The organism is Mycobacterium sp. PS03-16, assembly GCF_004570325.1.
Lineage (GTDB): Bacteria > Actinomycetota > Actinomycetes > Mycobacteriales > Mycobacteriaceae > Mycobacterium.
This window is the reverse complement of sequence record NZ_SPQO01000008.1, coordinates 122,498-137,459: the sequence shown is the minus strand read 5'-3', so window position 1 is coordinate 137,459 and position 14,962 is coordinate 122,498. Positions and strand designations below refer to the sequence as shown.

At 70.7% G+C, this 14,962-nt stretch carries 16 protein-coding genes; 11 read left to right on the top strand and 5 right to left on the bottom strand.

What is annotated here, in order from left to right; genetic code table 11:
* The first annotated feature begins 7 nt into the window (after positions 1–7).
* The 5 genes from thiD to E4P42_RS09570 all read left to right on the top strand — a co-directional run bounded on the left by thiD (position 8) and on the right by E4P42_RS09570 (position 3,985).
* On the top strand, positions 8–844 hold the full coding sequence (gene thiD / locus E4P42_RS09590; RefSeq protein WP_135125508.1) for a bifunctional hydroxymethylpyrimidine kinase/phosphomethylpyrimidine kinase: 837 nt from the start codon (positions 8–10) through the stop codon (positions 842–844).
* Positions 841–1,482, top strand: a complete 642-nt coding sequence (locus E4P42_RS09585) for an alpha/beta family hydrolase (RefSeq protein ID WP_209305738.1) — start codon at positions 841–843, stop codon at positions 1,480–1,482. The genes thiD and E4P42_RS09585 overlap by 4 nt, the downstream gene beginning before the upstream one ends.
* A 43-nt stretch (positions 1,483–1,525) precedes the next feature.
* On the top strand, positions 1,526–2,170 hold the full coding sequence (locus tag E4P42_RS09580) for a septum formation family protein (RefSeq protein ID WP_135125506.1): 645 nt from the start codon (positions 1,526–1,528) through the stop codon (positions 2,168–2,170).
* 41 nt (positions 2,171–2,211) lie between these two features.
* Positions 2,212–3,702, top strand: a complete 1,491-nt coding sequence (locus tag E4P42_RS09575; RefSeq protein WP_135125504.1) for an NAD(P)/FAD-dependent oxidoreductase — start codon at positions 2,212–2,214, stop codon at positions 3,700–3,702.
* A 70-nt stretch (positions 3,703–3,772) separates the two neighbouring features.
* A complete protein-coding gene (locus tag E4P42_RS09570; RefSeq protein ID WP_371287007.1) occupies positions 3,773–3,985 on the top strand; it encodes a hypothetical protein in 213 nt (70 codons plus the stop codon).
* Here the strand turns inward: E4P42_RS09570 and E4P42_RS09565 are convergent.
* The gene (locus tag E4P42_RS09565; protein ID WP_135125499.1) at positions 3,952–5,202 is read right to left on the bottom strand and encodes a TetR/AcrR family transcriptional regulator; all 1,251 of its coding nucleotides are present in this window, start codon (positions 5,200–5,202) and stop codon (positions 3,952–3,954) included. The two genes, E4P42_RS09570 and E4P42_RS09565, sit on opposite strands and share 34 nt — an antisense overlap.
* A gap of 185 nt (positions 5,203–5,387) precedes the next feature.
* Here E4P42_RS09565 and E4P42_RS09560 point away from each other — a divergent pair, with 185 nt between their 5' ends.
* Positions 5,388–5,726 (top strand): hypothetical protein, encoded by a 339-nt coding sequence (locus E4P42_RS09560; RefSeq protein ID WP_135125497.1) that lies wholly within the window; start codon positions 5,388–5,390, stop codon positions 5,724–5,726.
* A gap of 13 nt (positions 5,727–5,739) precedes the next feature.
* Positions 5,740–6,969, top strand: coding sequence for an APC family permease (locus E4P42_RS09555; protein ID WP_135125495.1), 1,230 nt, complete (start codon positions 5,740–5,742; stop codon positions 6,967–6,969).
* A 1-nt stretch (position 6,970) separates the two neighbouring features.
* On the opposite strand, the gene E4P42_RS09550 is transcribed toward E4P42_RS09555, so the two are convergent.
* Genes E4P42_RS09550 through E4P42_RS09535 form a run of 4 tightly spaced genes read right to left on the bottom strand, consistent with a single transcriptional unit; the run spans position 6,971 to position 10,878 of the window.
* Positions 6,971–7,648, bottom strand: a complete 678-nt coding sequence (locus tag E4P42_RS09550; RefSeq protein ID WP_135125648.1) for a GntR family transcriptional regulator — start codon at positions 7,646–7,648, stop codon at positions 6,971–6,973.
* 58 nt (positions 7,649–7,706) lie between these two features.
* The gene (locus E4P42_RS09545) at positions 7,707–8,690 is read right to left on the bottom strand and encodes a transketolase family protein (protein WP_135125493.1); all 984 of its coding nucleotides are present in this window, start codon (positions 8,688–8,690) and stop codon (positions 7,707–7,709) included.
* Positions 8,687–9,529 carry a transketolase gene (locus tag E4P42_RS09540; protein ID WP_135125491.1) on the bottom strand — a complete coding sequence of 281 codons (843 nt, stop codon included), beginning with the start codon at positions 9,527–9,529 and terminating at the stop codon, positions 8,687–8,689. The genes E4P42_RS09545 and E4P42_RS09540 overlap by 4 nt, the downstream gene beginning before the upstream one ends.
* Positions 9,529–10,878: an MFS transporter gene (locus E4P42_RS09535; protein ID WP_135125489.1), complete on the bottom strand. Its 1,350-nt coding sequence runs from the start codon at positions 10,876–10,878 to the stop codon at positions 9,529–9,531. Before E4P42_RS09535 ends, E4P42_RS09540 begins: the two co-directional genes overlap by 1 nt.
* Positions 10,879–11,065: 187 nt before the next feature.
* Here E4P42_RS09535 and E4P42_RS09530 point away from each other — a divergent pair, with 187 nt between their 5' ends.
* The 4 genes from E4P42_RS09530 to E4P42_RS09515 all read left to right on the top strand — a co-directional run bounded on the left by E4P42_RS09530 (position 11,066) and on the right by E4P42_RS09515 (position 14,960).
* Positions 11,066–11,899 (top strand): sugar phosphate isomerase/epimerase, encoded by an 834-nt coding sequence (locus E4P42_RS09530; protein ID WP_135125487.1) that lies wholly within the window; start codon positions 11,066–11,068, stop codon positions 11,897–11,899.
* 25 nt (positions 11,900–11,924) lie between these two features.
* A complete protein-coding gene (locus E4P42_RS09525; RefSeq protein WP_135125485.1) occupies positions 11,925–12,692 on the top strand; it encodes an SDR family NAD(P)-dependent oxidoreductase in 768 nt (255 codons plus the stop codon).
* A gap of 79 nt (positions 12,693–12,771) precedes the next feature.
* Positions 12,772–14,121, top strand: coding sequence for a uracil-xanthine permease family protein (locus E4P42_RS09520; protein ID WP_135125483.1), 1,350 nt, complete (start codon positions 12,772–12,774; stop codon positions 14,119–14,121).
* Between the two features lie 50 nt (positions 14,122–14,171).
* Entirely contained in the window at positions 14,172–14,960 is a 789-nt protein-coding gene (locus E4P42_RS09515) for an alpha/beta hydrolase (RefSeq protein ID WP_209305737.1), read from the top strand.
* Positions 14,961–14,962: the final 2 nt, after the last annotated feature.

Here is a 14,962-nt window from a genome sequence, read left to right as displayed (position 1 = left end):
TGGCGCCATGACATTCCTGCCTGTTCCCGAGCCGGGGCACACCCCACGGCGCGTCATGACCATCGCCGGGTCCGACTCCGGTGGCGGTGCGGGCATCCAGGCCGATATGCGCACGTTCGCGATGCTCGGTGTGCACGGCCTGGTCGCGGTCACGGCGGTGACGGTGCAGAACTCGGTCGGCGTCAGAGGGTTTCACGAAATCCCGCTGGACATCATCGCCGGCCAGATCGAGGCGGTGGCCTCCGACATCGGGGCGCAGGCGGCCAAGACCGGCATGCTGGCGTCCTCGGCGATCATCGAGACCGTCGCCGCGACCTGGCGGGCGCAGGGGCTGGCCGGCACGGTCCCGCTGGTGGTCGACCCGGTGTGCGCCTCGATGCACGGGGACCCCCTGCTGCATCCGAGCGCGCTGGACGCCCTGCGTGATCACCTGCTCCCGCTGGCGACGCTGGTCACGCCGAACCTCGACGAGGTGCGGCTGCTGGTCGGGGTCGAGGTGGTCGACGAGGACTCCCAGCGCGCGGCGGCGCGGGCGCTGCATGCGCTGGGCCCGACATGGGTGCTGGTCAAGGGCGGCCACCTGCGGTCCTCGGCCCACAGCCCGGACCTGCTGTTCGACGGCACCGACTTCCACGAGTTCGACGCGCCGCGGGTCGACACCGGCCACGACCACGGCGCCGGGGACACGCTGGCGGCCGCGGTGGCCAGCGCGCTGGCGCACGGCTACGACGTGCCCGATGCGGTGGCGTTCGGCAAGCGGTGGGTGACCGAATGCCTGCGGGCCGCGTATCCGCTGGGCCACGGCCACGGGCCGGTGTCGGCGCTGTTCCGGCTGTCCCGGTGAGCCGACGCCGCGAACTGCCCGACATCGCCGGGGTGGCCCATCACCCCGAGGGCGACCCGCGCGGCGCGGTGGTGCTGACCCACGGTGCCGGCGGAAGCCGGGAGGCGCCGCTGCTGATCCGGATCTGCGACGAGTGGGCGCGCCGCGGCTGGCTGGCCGTCCGCTACAACCTGCCCTACCGGCGCCGCCGGCCGAAGGGACCGCCCTCCGGGTCGGCGGTGGCCGACCGGGAGGGGATCGTCGAGGCGGTCGCCACGGTGCGGGCGCTGGTCGACGGTCCGGTGGTCGCCGGCGGGCACTCCTACGGCGGGCGGATGACGTCGATGGCCGTCGCCGGCTCGATCGATGAGCCCGGCCTCGACCTCGACGTGCTGACGCTGTTCTCCTATCCGCTGCACCCGCCCGGAAAGCCGGATCGCCCGCGCACCGAACATCTTCCGCGGATCGGCGTGCCGACGGTGTTCACCCACGGCACCGCCGACCCGTTCGGCAGCATCGCCGAACTCACCGACGCGGCCACGCTGATCGCCGGGCCGGCCGAGATCGTCGAGATCACCGGCGCCCGCCACGACCTCGGTTCCAAGACGCTCGACGTGCCTGCGCTGGCCGTCGACGCGGCGCTGCGGCTGCTGTCATGATCGGAAAGCGCCGACCAGCGCCGTCACCGGTTATCGTCGTCGCATGACGATGCCGCCTGGCCCGCCTCCCCCGCCATCCGGCCCCCCGACTCCCCCGCCACCCGGACAGCCGCCCTACGGTCAGCAGCCCTACGGTCAGCAGCCGTACGGTCAGCAACCGCCGGGGCAACCGCCGTACTACCCGCCTCCGCCGCCACAGCCGTACGCCGGCATGCCGCCGGGCGGGATACCGCCGCAGAAGAAGAAGAGCCGGCTTCCGCTCATCCTGGGCATCGTCGCGGCGGTCGTCGTCGTCGCGATCGCCGCCGTCGTGCTCATCGTGTATCTGGTGGTCGGCCAGGGCACAGTCACCGCGACCGACGTGCAACTCGGCGACTGCCTGTCGGAGATCCCGTCCGACGCCCGGGTGCTCACGGTCAAGACCGTCAGTTGTGACGAGGTGCATGCCGGTGAGGTGTTCGCAGTGCTGACGATGCCCGACGGCGACTACCCCGGCGACGCCGCGGTGGCGGAGTTCTCCGACCAGTGCAGCCCCGAGCTCGCCGCGTACTCGCCGGCCGCCATGGAGGACGACAGCGTGCAGCTCTACGTGCTGTACCCGACCGCGGAGACCTGGGCGAACGGCGACCGTGCGGTGACCTGCGTGGCGACCCTGGACCCGCCGCGGGCCGGGACGCTGAAGGGCTAGCGGGCGCTGGTCGGTACCGGTACCTGGGGTACCGTCTTGGCATGACTTCGCAGCAGTACGACGTGGTCATCGTGGGCGCCGGCTTCGGCGGGATCGGGGCCGCGATCCAGCTCAAGCGGCTGGGCTACACGAACTTCGTCATTCTCGACCGCGAGGACGACCTGGGCGGCACGTGGTACGTCAACCACTACCCCGGGTTGACCGTCGACGTGCCCACCACCACCTACAGCTACTTCTTCGAGCCGAACCCGAACTGGTCGCGTCTGTTCTCCACCGGGGCGGAGATCAAGCAGTACGCCGACGATGTGGCCGACAAGTACGACGTGCGCCGCCACATCCGCTTCAACACCACCGTGGAGGGCGCCCGCTGGGACGAGGAGGCCTCGGTCTGGCGGGTGACCGTCGCGGGCGGCGACACGTTCACGGCGCGCTATCTCATCACCGCCACGGGATTCCTCTCCCAGCCCAGGCTGCCCGACATCGCGGGCATCGACACCTTCGCCGGCCGGGTGGTCCACACCGCCGACTGGGACGACGACTACGATCCGAGCGGTGAGCGGGTGGCGATCATCGGCACCGGCGCCACTGCCGTGCAGCTGATCCCCGAACTGGCCGACAGAGCCGCCGACCTCACCGTCTACCAGCGCACGCCGATCTGGGTGGCGCCCAAGGTGGACATGCGGTTCTCCGAGCGCACCAAGCGACTGTTCGCGCGGGTCCCGTTGCTGCAGCGCCTCATTCGCGTCATCACCGACACCATCTACGAGGCGATGATCAACATCGGCGTGGTGCACTACCGCGTCCCGCTGTTCCGGCGGCTCAACATCTCGGCGATGGATCTGTGCAAGATCCACCAGTTCCTGTCGATCCGCGACAAGGAACTGCGCCGCAAGCTCACGCCGGACTACGACATCGGCTGTAAGCGGCCGACGTTCTCCAACAGGTACTTCCGGGCGTTCACCAAACCCCATGTGCATCTGCAGTCCGACGGGATCGACCGCGTGGAGGCCGACGGGATCGTCAACGCCGACGGCACCAAGACCGTGATCGACACCCTGGTCCTGGCCACGGGCTTCGACCTGTGGGAGGCGAACTTCCCGGCCATCGAGGTGGTCGGGCGCGGAGGCCGCAACCTCGGGAAGTGGTGGCGCGACACCCGCTTCCAGGCCTACCAGGGCGTGTCGATGCCGCACTTCCCGAACTATCTCAGCCTGGCCAGCCCGTATGCGTTCCTGGGGTTGAACTTCTTCAACACCATGGAGTACCAGATGCGGCTGATGGACCGGTTGTTCGGTGAACTGCAGCGCCGCGGCGCCACCACGTTCGAGGTCACCGAGGAGGCCAACAGCCGCTACCTCGACCGGATGACCGAACTGCTCGGCGACTCGCTGTGGACCCTGGGCAACTGCGCCTCGTCGCGGTCCTACTATTTCAATCCCAGCGGTGAACCGTCGTTGCTGCGCCCCATGTCGACGCGCGACGCCATCCGAGAAGCATCCGAATTCCCCCTGAGCGATTACCAGATCGCTTGACCCGGAAGGACACACCTTGCCCGAGAGCAATCCGCGTGCCGCGAAGCTGACCGGCCTGGCGCTGGCCGGCATGGGGGTGGCGCACTTCGCGCGGCCGCAGCTGTTCGAGCCGATCACCGTCGCGGCGTTCCCGGAGAACACCCGCCGCCACATCTACACCAACGGTGGGCTCGAGACCGCGATCGGGCTGGCGCTGGCCGCCCGGCAGACGCGCAAGCTGGGCGTCGCGGGACTGCTCGGGTACCTGGCCTACTTGGCCGGCAACACCGTCCGCAGCCGGTAGCGGCCCAGCAGGGTCAGGTCCATCACGCCGGCGACCAGGGCGCGGCAGTACGGCGAGTTGCGGTAGCCGACCAGCCGGCCCAAATCCACGGTGACCGCCATCGCCGCGTACACGGCGAAGCGCGCCTGCCCGGCGGTCCAGTCGGGCCGTAACGCGGCAACCAGCTCCGCCCAGGTTTCGACGGTGGAGCGCTGCAGGTTGCGCAGGATCTGCTGGTCGGCGGCCGACATGTTCAGCCGCTCGGTGTAGTAGACGTAGTCGAGCTCGGGCTGGGCGAAGGAGCGGGCCACGTGCCCGTCGATCAGGCGGGTGAGCGCCTCCTCGCGGTCGGCGTCGCGGTCGGACACGTCGGCCAGCACGCCCGACATCTCCGCCGACCAGCGGTCGGCGGACCTCCGGAACGCCCCGGCCAGAATGTCGCTCTTGCCGGAGAAGTACCGGTAGATGCCCGACGCGGGCATCCCGACCGCCGCGGCGATGTCCTCCATCGAGGTGTCGCGGTAACCGTTCTGGTTGAACAGGCGCATCGATTCGACCAGCAGGGCCTCGTACTTCGACCGCAGGGCCGGCGCGACCGGCGGCGCCGGCGGGTCCGGTTCGTCCGAGAGCGCCGGGAACTGTGCGGGCACCAGGGCGAGGACCAGGTCGACCAGTAGCGCCCGAATCTGACCGGCCGGCAACTTCGCGCGGTGGTCGACGATGCTGCCGAGCACACTGATCATCGCCGTCGACAGCGTCCACAGCTGCCGCGAATCCAATTCGGGGCGCAGCAGGGTCAGCGGCTGCTGCAGACGCCGGTGCACCGTGCGAATCTGGGCGTTGAGCGTCGCCTGATCGTCGCCCCGCAGGTACCGCGCCTCCCACCGGTACAGACCGCCGGACTCGCGGTTGGCCAGCGCGGCGTCGCCGATCGCGGTGGCCAAACGCACCAGCGTGTCCCGCGGTTCGGGGGCGTCGTCCTCGTCGGCGAACGCGGTGGCGTCGACCAACTGCTGCCCCAGGGCCAGCACCGCATCGCGGAACAATTCGTACTTTCCCGTGTAGTGCCGGTAGAGCGCAGCGCCGGAGATCCCGACGCGTGAGGCGATGGCCTCCATGCTGACGCCGTGGTAGCCCAGCACGCTGAACGCCTCGGCCGAGGCGCGGGCGATCTGCGCCTTGCGGTCTTTGGGTCGGCGCCGGACACCGTCGCCGCGGCGGGGCGGGGTGAGCGCCATGCGAACACATTAGCCGCACCGGTGCGGCCCGGCCCCGGGGCCGACGGTGGAGATTGTGACGTCCGGCGAGTGTGCGGTAAGAATAGCGATTAACATAGTGTTCGCAGGACGGCGGGACGGGGGTCACGCGCCGAGGTGTGGCAGGTCGCGGCCCGTTCCCCGTGTGCGATACGGAGGAGAACGACGTGCGACATCGCGGGTGGTATCTGGGCATCGGTGGTGCGGTACTGCTCGCAATCGGACTCTTCGCACTGCGCTTCCCCGTGTTCCTCGACCACTACGACCAATGGGGGTGGCAGGTGCGCTGCGGGAGCGGCTTCGTCGCCGACCTCGCCCAGGCCCGCGACGCCACGTCCGTCGACGGCACCGACTTCGTCGGCGACTGCGAGTCCGCGTTGCTGATCCGGCGGGCCTGGACGGTGCCGCTGGTGGTGGCGGGTGCGCTGGCCGTGATGGCCGTAATGGCGGTGGCCGCGTTCACCTCGCGTGACGAGCCACTGGTCGGCGGGCGCGACCGCGCCTGACTACGCTCACGGCGTGACTTCGCCGGGCGGCCCACCCCTGCAGCGACGGCTCGGGGTCGGTGACGCGGTCGTCGTCGGGCTCGGCGCCATGATCGGGGCCGGGGTGTTCGCGGCGCTGGCCCCGGCGGCCGCGGCCGCGGGCAGCGGGCTGCTGATCGGACTGGCCGTGGCCGCCGTGGTGGCCTACTGCAATGCCACGTCGTCGGCCCGGCTGGCGGTGCGGTATCCGCAGTCCGGGGGCACCTACGTCTACGGCCGCGAACGCCTCGGCGCGTTCTGGGGTCACCTGGCCGGCTGGAGCTTCGTGGTCGGCAAGACCGCGTCGTGCGCGGCGATGGCGCTGACCGTCGGCTACTACGTGTGGCCGGACGGGGCGCGCGCGGTCGCGGTGGCCGCCGTCGTCGCGCTGACGGGGGTCAACTACGCGGGTATCCAGAAGTCCGCGCTGCTCACCCGGGTCATCGTGGTGGCGGTGCTCGCCGTGCTCGCCGCGGTGGTGGTGCTGGTGCTCGGGTTCGGTGACCCCGACGTCGGCCACCTGGCGGTGGGCGGCGACGCCGGCGTGGGCGGTGTGCTGCAGGCCGCGGGTCTGCTGTTCTTCGCGTTCGCCGGGTACGCCCGCATCGCGACCCTCGGTGAGGAGGTCCGCGATCCCCAGCGCACCATCCCGCAGGCGATTCCGGTCGCGCTCGCGATCACGCTGCTGGTGTACGCCGCGGTCGCGACCGCGGTGCTGTCCGAACTGGGTGGCGCCGCACTGGCCTCGGCGAGTGCGCCGTTGGCCGAAGCGGTGACGGCCGCGGGCTTCGGCGCCGCTGAACCCGTGGTGCGGGCCGGTGCGGCGGTGGCCGCGCTGGGCTCGCTGCTGTCGCTGATCCTCGGCGTCTCGCGGACCACGCTCGCGATGGCCCGCGACCGCCACCTGCCCGCCGGGCTGGCGGCCGTGCACGAGCGCTTCGGGAGCCCGTACCGCGCCGAGGTGGCGGTCGGGGTCGTGGTCGCGGCGCTGGTGCTGACCGTCGATCTGCGTGGGGCGATCGGGTTCTCGTCGTTCGCGGTGCTGGTGTACTACGCGGTGGCCAATGCTTCGGCGTGGACGCTGGGCCACCGCGTGGTGCCCGCGGTGGGACTGGCGGGATGCCTGCTGCTGGCGTTCGCGCTGCCGGTGACGTCGGTTCTCACCGGGGCGGCGGTGCTCGCGCTGGGGGCGCTCGCCTACACCGTGACCCGCCGCCGGGCCTGACTCAGGCGGCGCCGTCCACCAGCACGTCCGCCGCGCCCGCCATGTGGGCGCGCACGGTGGCCGCGGCACGGTCGGCGTCGCCGGATTCGATGGCGTCGACGATCTCGAAGTGCCTGCGGGCGTCCATGTTCTTCAGTGCGCGCTCGACCCCGGCGAACATGATCGACATCCGGATGCTGCCCTCCAGCGACGTCCACTGGTGCAGCAGCGTCTCGTTGCCGCACAGCGTGCACATGGTGCGGTGAAACTTGAGATCGGCCTCGATGCGGTCCTCGAGGTCGGCGGCCGCCCACTGCTCCATCTCGGTGACCGCCGACCGCAACTGCGCGACGGCGTCGGCCCGGTCTGCCGCCGCGGCCAGCGCCCCGGCGGCCAGCGACTCGAGTGCCGCGCGGACGTCGAAGATGTCGCGGATCTCCTTGGCGTCCAGGTGACGCACCGACAGCCGACCGCGCGCTCCGGCGGAGATGAGGCCTTCCTGCTGCAGCTGGCGCATGGCTTCCCGCAACGTGCCGCGGCTGATCTGCAACGCCTCGGACAACTCCGTCTCCACCAGGTGGGTGCCGGGTGGCAGCTGCCCGGTGGTGATCGCCCGGCGCAGTGCGGTCAGGGCCTGCTGGCGGAGGCTGGTCTTCTCCAGCCGCAGCAGAGACGGTGCCTCCGGTGACGATCCCGCCATCGCGGTCATGGACGCACACTCCTCACAGGTGTCGACACTCAGATGTCGACATTGGACTTTACAGGCGGTCGAGCACCGAGGCGACGATTCGCCGCGTCGACAGTCCGTAGCGGTCGTGCAGCGTGGGAAGTGCACCGGCAGCGAGGAACTCGTCGGGCAGCGCGATCGGGACGATCGTGCGGTGCACACCCCGGCGCACGGCTTCGGACGCGACGGTCTCGAACAGCCCGCCGACCACGGTGTGGTTCTCCAGCGTGACCGCGAGCCGGTCCGAATCGATCTCGCGCAGTACGGTTTCGGCGTCGAACGGTTTGATCGTCGGGGTGTGCACCACCGCCACGTCGACGTGGTGGCCGGCCAGTTCCTCGGCGGCCAGCAGCGCCCGCATGGTCATCAGGCCGCTGGAGACGAACACCACGTCGTTCCCGGGGCGGATCACCTTCGCCTTGCCCAGCTCGAACGTGTAGTCGTACTCGTCGAGGACGGTCGGCACGTTGCCGCGCAGCAGCCGCAGATACGTGGGGCCGTCGTGCTCGGCGAGCTGCGGCACGGCCTGCTCGATGTCCACCGAATCGCACGGGTCGACGATGGTCAGGCCGGGAACCCCACGGAAGATCGCGATGTCCTCGGTGGCCTGGTGCGAGGGACCGTAGCCGGTGGTGAGGCCGGGTAGCCCACCGACGATGTTGACGTTGAGGTTCGGTTCGGCGATGTCGAGGCAGATGAAGTCGTACGCGCGACGGGCGGCGAACACCGAGTACGTCGACGCGAACGGCACCAGCCCGGTCTCGGCCATTCCCGCCGCCGCGCCGAACAGCAGCTGTTCGGCCATGCCCATCTGGAAGTACCGGTCCGGCAGCGCTTTCGCGAAGATGTGCATGTCGGTGTACTTGCCGAGGTCGGCGGTGAGCCCGACGATGCGCTCGTCGGCCTGGGCGGCCCCGACCAGCGCGTGCCCGAACGGGGCCGGTGTGGTGCGCTGACCGGGGTCGGCGAACGAGGCGATCATCGCCGATGTGCGCAGCTTGGTCGGTGTGCTCATGCGAGTGCTCCCTCGAATCCTGCGGTCAGTTGGTCGCGGCACACCTGCCACTCGTCGGCGTCGATGCGCATGAAGTGCGCCTTCTCCCGGTTCTCCAACAGCGGCACGCCTCGGCCGATTCTGGTGTCGCACAGGATGACCGACGGCGCGCCCTCGGGTTGCGCACGCTGGCCGGCGGCGTCGAAGGCGGCGAGCAGCGCATCGATGTCGTTGCCGTCCACCCGCGCCACGTGCCATCCACACGCCGCCCACTTCTCGGCGACCGGTTCGGTGCGCAGCACCCCCTCGGTGGGCCCGTCGGCCTGCAGGGCGTTGATGTCCACCATCGCGACCAGGTTGCCGAGCCGGTGGTGGCTGGCGCCCATGGCGGCCTCCCAGGTCGACCCCTCGTCCAGCTCACCGTCGGACAGGAAGTTGAACACCCGGGCGTCGGACCCCTGGAACCGCAGCCCCAGCGCCATCCCGACGGCCACGGTCAGGCCGTGGCCGAGGGATCCGCCGGAGATCTCCATACCCGGTGTGTAGCTGGCCATCCCGGACATCGGCAGCCGGGAGTCGTCGCACCCGTAGGTGGTCAGCTCGGCGGGGTCGACGATGCCCGCCTCGGCCAGTGCCGCATACAGCCCGATGGCGTAGTGGCCTGTGGACAGCAGGAACCGGTCGCGGCCCGCCCAGTGCGGATCGTCGGCGCGGTAGCGCAACTGGTCGGCGTAGACGCAGGCGAGCAGGTCGGCGGCACCCAAGGCCTGGCCGACGTAGCCCTGCCCCTGGGCCTCACCCATGTCCAGGACGTGGTGGCGCATCCGGTAGGCGGCCTGCGCGACTTTCCGGCTGCGCATCAGGCGGCCAGGTGCACGTCGGAGGAGCGTGGATGGCGCAGTTCGGCTTCGGCGGCCAGTTCGCGTTCGCGCGGGCCCCAGGTTTCCCGGGTGACCAGGGCGGAGATCAGGCCGATCGCGGCGTAGGTGCTGAACAGCAGCGCGGGACCCCACCAGCCGAAGCCCTCGTAGAGCAGGGTGGTGATGAACGGGGTGAACCCGGAGACCATCGCCGAGATCTGGTAGGCGAGCGAGGCGCCCGAGGTGCGGGTGTTGGCGTTGAACAGTTCCGGGAACCAGGCGCCCTGCGCACCGGCCAGCGCGTTTTGGCTGACGCCGTAGGCGATCACGAACGTGGCGATGATCAGGATCATCAAGCCGGTGTTGACGAGGGCGAACATCACGACGCCGAAGGGAATCCCGAAGGCGCACACGCCCAGGTACACCGGCCGGCGGCCGACCTTGTCGGTGAGTGCCGCCCAGCCCAGGGTGGCGAAGATGCCCAGCGCGGACGCGATGCACAGTGCGGTGAGGGTCTGGCTCGCCGACGCCAGCCCGGCGCTCTTGATGTAGGAGATCATGTAGGTGATCGAGACGGCGTAGCCGGCGGTCTCGGCGATGCGCAGGCCGATGCCCCGCAGAATGTTCGGCCAGTCGGTCTTGAAGACCTCGACGATCGGCGCCCGCACGATGGCGCCGGACTCCTTGACCTCTTCGAACACCGGCGACTCCGGCACCTTGGCCCGGATGATCAGGCCGACGATGACCAGCAGGATGCTGGCCAGGAACGGCACCCGCCACGCCCAGTCACCGCCGAGGTGGACGCTGACCAGGAACACGAGGTTGGCCAGCAGCAGCCCGACCGGGAAGCCGGCCTGCACGATGCCGGTGTAGCGGCCCTTCTGGCGCCACGGCGCATGTTCGTAACTCATCAAGATCGCGCCGCCCCATTCGGCGCCGAACGCCAGGCCCTGGATGATGCGCACGGTCACCAGCAGGATCGGCGCCAGGATGCCGACGGATTCGTAGGTGGGCAGCAGGCCGATCGCGAACGTCGCGAGGCCCATCACGATCAGCGACGCGACGAGCACCGGCTTGCGCCCGACCTTGTCGCCGAGGTGACCGCCGATGATGCCGCCGAGCGGGCGGGCGGCGAAGCCGACGCCGAGCGTGGCGAACGCGGCCAGCGTGCCGGCCACCGGGCTGGCGCCGGGGAAGAACGCGGTACCGAAGTACAGCGCCGCCGCCGTGCCGAAGCCGATGAAGTCGTAGGTCTCGATGACTGCGCCGACACCGGAGCCGACCGCGACCCGTCGGGCCTCAGGCGTGCCGTGTACCGGTCCCCGCATCGAGAGAGCGTCGTCGCTCATGGGCTGATCCTTCCAAAACCGCTGTCTGGAGTCACTGTCGACGGTCGACAGTGCGCTACGTCACTCAGTGTGAGCACGCGCACACGCCCTTGTCAACAGTCGACACCAAGTTTGTTCACTAGTTGACTGTCAACAGTCAACGCCGCTACTGTGGCGGCCATCACCCCTTCGTTCCCCGAGGTATTCCATGTACGGCGCGCCCCACACCCGGCTGGGCTGCTCGACGATCTCCTTCCGCCACCTCGACCTGGAGATGGCGCTGGCCTGGATCGGCCAACTCGGCTTCCGGCGCATCGACCTCGGTGCGCTGCCCGGCGTGTGCGACCACGTGCCCTATGAACTCGACGCGCGCGCCGTGGCCTCGGTGGCCGCCACTGTGCGGGCCTCCGACCTGCGGGTGCGCTCCATCAACGGTGACATCGGGGACCTCAACCTGCCGCTCGACGCCGCCGCCCGTGAGGCGCGCGACCGTCACCTCGACGCGCTACTCAGCCTGGCCCGCGCCGTCGGGTCGCCCGCGCTGGTGCTGCCGTGCGGCGCGCTGAGCCACGACCCGCATCGCGATCTCGACTCCGACCTCGATCTCGTCGCCGCCGAGCTGATCCGGGCCGCCGGCCGTGCCGCGGACTACGGCGTCGAGATCTGGACCGAATCGCTGCACTTCCACCGGCTCTGCCACGACCTCGACCGGGCTCAGGCGCTCGCCGACCGGCTGGCCGGGCGCCCGGTGGGCATCGTCATGGACTTCAGCCACATCGTGGCCTCCGGCGGCGACCCGCGCGACTTCGTCGCCCGCTTCGGTGACCGGATCACTCACGCCCACATCCGCGACGCCGAACCCGGCAACATCAACCTCTCGGTCGGGCGCGGTCGCGTCGACTTCGCCGCCGGCCTCAAGACGCTCGCCGACGCCGGCTACACCGGCCACTTCGCCCTCGAACTCGAGACCCGCGACGTCACCAACGACGAGCGGCCCATGGCGACCGCCGCGGCCGCCCGCCTGATCTCCGACCTGATCTGACCGACCCACCGTCAAGGAGCCACCCATGAACCAGCGCACCGCCGTCATCACCGGCGCCACCTCCGACAAAGGCATCGGCAAGGCCGTCGCCGAACGCTACGCCCGCGAAGGCTGGGCCGTGGTGGTCCTCGACCTCGACGGGGAGAAGTCGGCCAAGGTGGCCGCCGAGATCGGCAACCAATTCGCCGTTCCGGCGTTCGGCCACGCCGTCGACGTGACCTCCGAGGAGTCCGTCGCGGCCGCCGAGGCCGCCGTCGCCGCTGAGGTCGCCGCGGGCAACCTGCCCCCGGTGGGCGCGCTGGCCAACATCGCCGGCATCACCTCGCCGGTGCCGTTCCTGGAGACCAGCCTGGACCTGTGGAACCAGGTCATGGCCGTCAACGCCACCGGCACCTACCTGGTCACCAAGGCGTTCCTGCCGGCGATGATCGAGCAGGGCTGGGGTCGCATCGTCAACATGAGCTCGGTGTCGGCGCAGCGCGGCGGCGGCGTGTTCGGCAAGGTGCCCTACTCCTCGGCGAAGGCCGCGATCCTCGGCTTCACCAAGGCGCTGGCCCGCGAGATCGCCGACAGCGGCGTGACGGTCAACGCCGTGACGCCCGGCGCCGTCGACACCAACATCCGCGTCGGCTCCACCGACGAGCAGGAGGCCAAGCTGGCCCGCGACATCCCGGTCGGCCGCACGGCCACCACCGACGAGGTCGCCGCCGTGATCACGTTCCTGTCCAGTCAGGATGCCAGCTACCTCACCGGCACCACCGTGGACATCAACGGCGGCAGCCACATGCACTGACGGCGTCACGCCGCGAGGATCGGCGAGTAGGCCGCAGGACGGCGCTCAACCACGCGATCGGCGTGCACCGGCGCGGGCGATGGTGTGTAGTCGTACTCTGCGTGCGCACGAGAGGAGCCCCGCCATCCCCGCGATCCCGTTGACCTGGAAACCGGTCGAATCCCGCTCCGATCCCGATTTCGTCGTCGCCCCCGGCGAACGCCTGAGCTGGGGCCGCACCATCGGGCTGGGCGCCCAGCACGTGGTGGCGATGTTCGGTGCGACGTTTCTGGTGCCGGTGCTGACGGGGTTTCCGCCCGCCACCACGCTGCTGTTCTCCGGGGTCGGGACGATCCTGTTCCTGATCATCACCGGCAACCGGCTGCCGAGCTATCTCGGCTCGAGCTTCTCGGTCATCGCCCCCGTCACCGCGGCCGTCGCATCCCAGAGCACCGGAAGCGCGCTGGGCGGCATCGTCGCGCTCGGGCTGGTGCTGATCGCCGTCGGCGCCGTCGTCCACGTCGTCGGCACCCACTGGCTCGACGTCGCCCTGCCGCCGGTGGTGACCGGCGCGATCGTCGCGCTCATCGGGTTCAACCTGGCGCCCGCAGCGAAGAACAACTTCGAGCAGGACCCGCTCATCGCGCTGGTCACACTGGTGCTGCTGGTGGCGGTGCTGGCATTTTTCCGCGGGCTCATCGGCCGGCTGGCGATCTTCCTGGCGGTGGTGGTCGGCTACCTGCTGTCGCTGCCGCTGGACGCCGACGCCCGGGCGGCCATCGCGGCGGCGCCCTGGATCGGGCTGCCGGACTTCCAGGCCCCGACGTTCTCGCTCGCGGTGCTGCCGATGTTCCTGCCCGCGGTGATCGCGCTGATCGCCGAGAACATCGGGCACGTCAAGTCGGTCGGGCAGATGACCAGGACCGACCTCGACCCGCTGATCGGCCGGGCGCTGGCCGCCGACGGGGTGGCCACCACGCTCGCCGGCTTCGGCGGCGGCTCGGCCACCACCACCTACGCGGAGAACATCGGCGTCATGGCCGCCACCCGGGTCTACTCCACGGCCGCGTACTGGGTGGCGGCGGTGGTGGCGATCCTGCTGTCGTTGTGCCCGAAGATCGGCGCGGTCATCGCGGCGGTCCCCGAAGGCGTGCTCGGCGGTGCCACCGTGGTGCTCTACGGTCTGGTCGGCATCCTGGGTGTGCGGATCTGGCTGATCAACCGCGTCGACTTCTCGCTGCCGATCAACCAGATGACCGCCGCGATCCCGCTGATCATCGGCATCGCCGACTTCACCTGGCAAGCCGGGGAACTCACGTTCACCGGCATCGCGCTCGGGTCGATCGCCGCGCTGCTGGTCTACCACGGCATGCGCCTGCTCGGGCTGCGGACCAGGCGGACGACGGCCGCGCAGGTCGGCGACGCGGTCGCCGAACCGCCGCGCGACTGACGGGCGGTCGGCGCCGCGTCAGCGCCGCCCCGCCGGGGTAGTACCCCGACATGTTGCGCTCCGGGCCGACCGTCGTCCTGCTGCTGTTGACCGCGGCGTGTGCCATGGAGGCGCCGGGTCCCGGTGACCGCCCGCACCTCGAGGAGGCCTCCCCCGCCACCGCGCCCGCGGATCCCTCCGGCGGCAGGCTGGTCGCCCGTCCGCATCCGCCGGCGGCGCCGCCCGGCGGGCCGGGCCTGCACGAGCTGCCGATCGAGGAGGGCCGCACGGTTCTGCTGTATGTCCCGCCCGGCTACCGCCCCGACCGCGCCGCACCGCTGGTCGTGCTGCTGCACGGCGCCGGCGGCGACGCGCGCGGGGGCATCGACCCGCTGCTGTCGCTCGCCGACGATGCGGGTGTGCTGCTGCTGGCCCCGGCCAGCCGCGCCGCGACCTGGGACGTCATCGTCGGGACCTTCGGACCCGACGTGTCCGCGATCGACCGCGCACTCGCGTACGTCTTCGACCGCTACCGCGTCGATCCGGCGCGGTTGGGCATCGGCGGCTTCTCCGACGGGGCCTCGTACGCGCTGTCGGTGGGACTGACCAACGGTGACCTGTTCACCCACGTTGTCGCCTTCTCGCCGGGGTTCGCCGCACCGGGCCGCACGGTGGGCCGGCCCGGGATCTACATATCCCACGGCGTCGCGGACCGCGTGTTGCCGATCGACCGCACCAGCCGTCGCCTGCACCCGCGCCTCGACGACGCCGGGTATGACGTGGTCTACGAGGAGTTTCCGGACGGCCACGTGGTGCCGCCCGAGCATGCGCGGCGCGCGCTGAGCTGGCTTCTGGGATAACG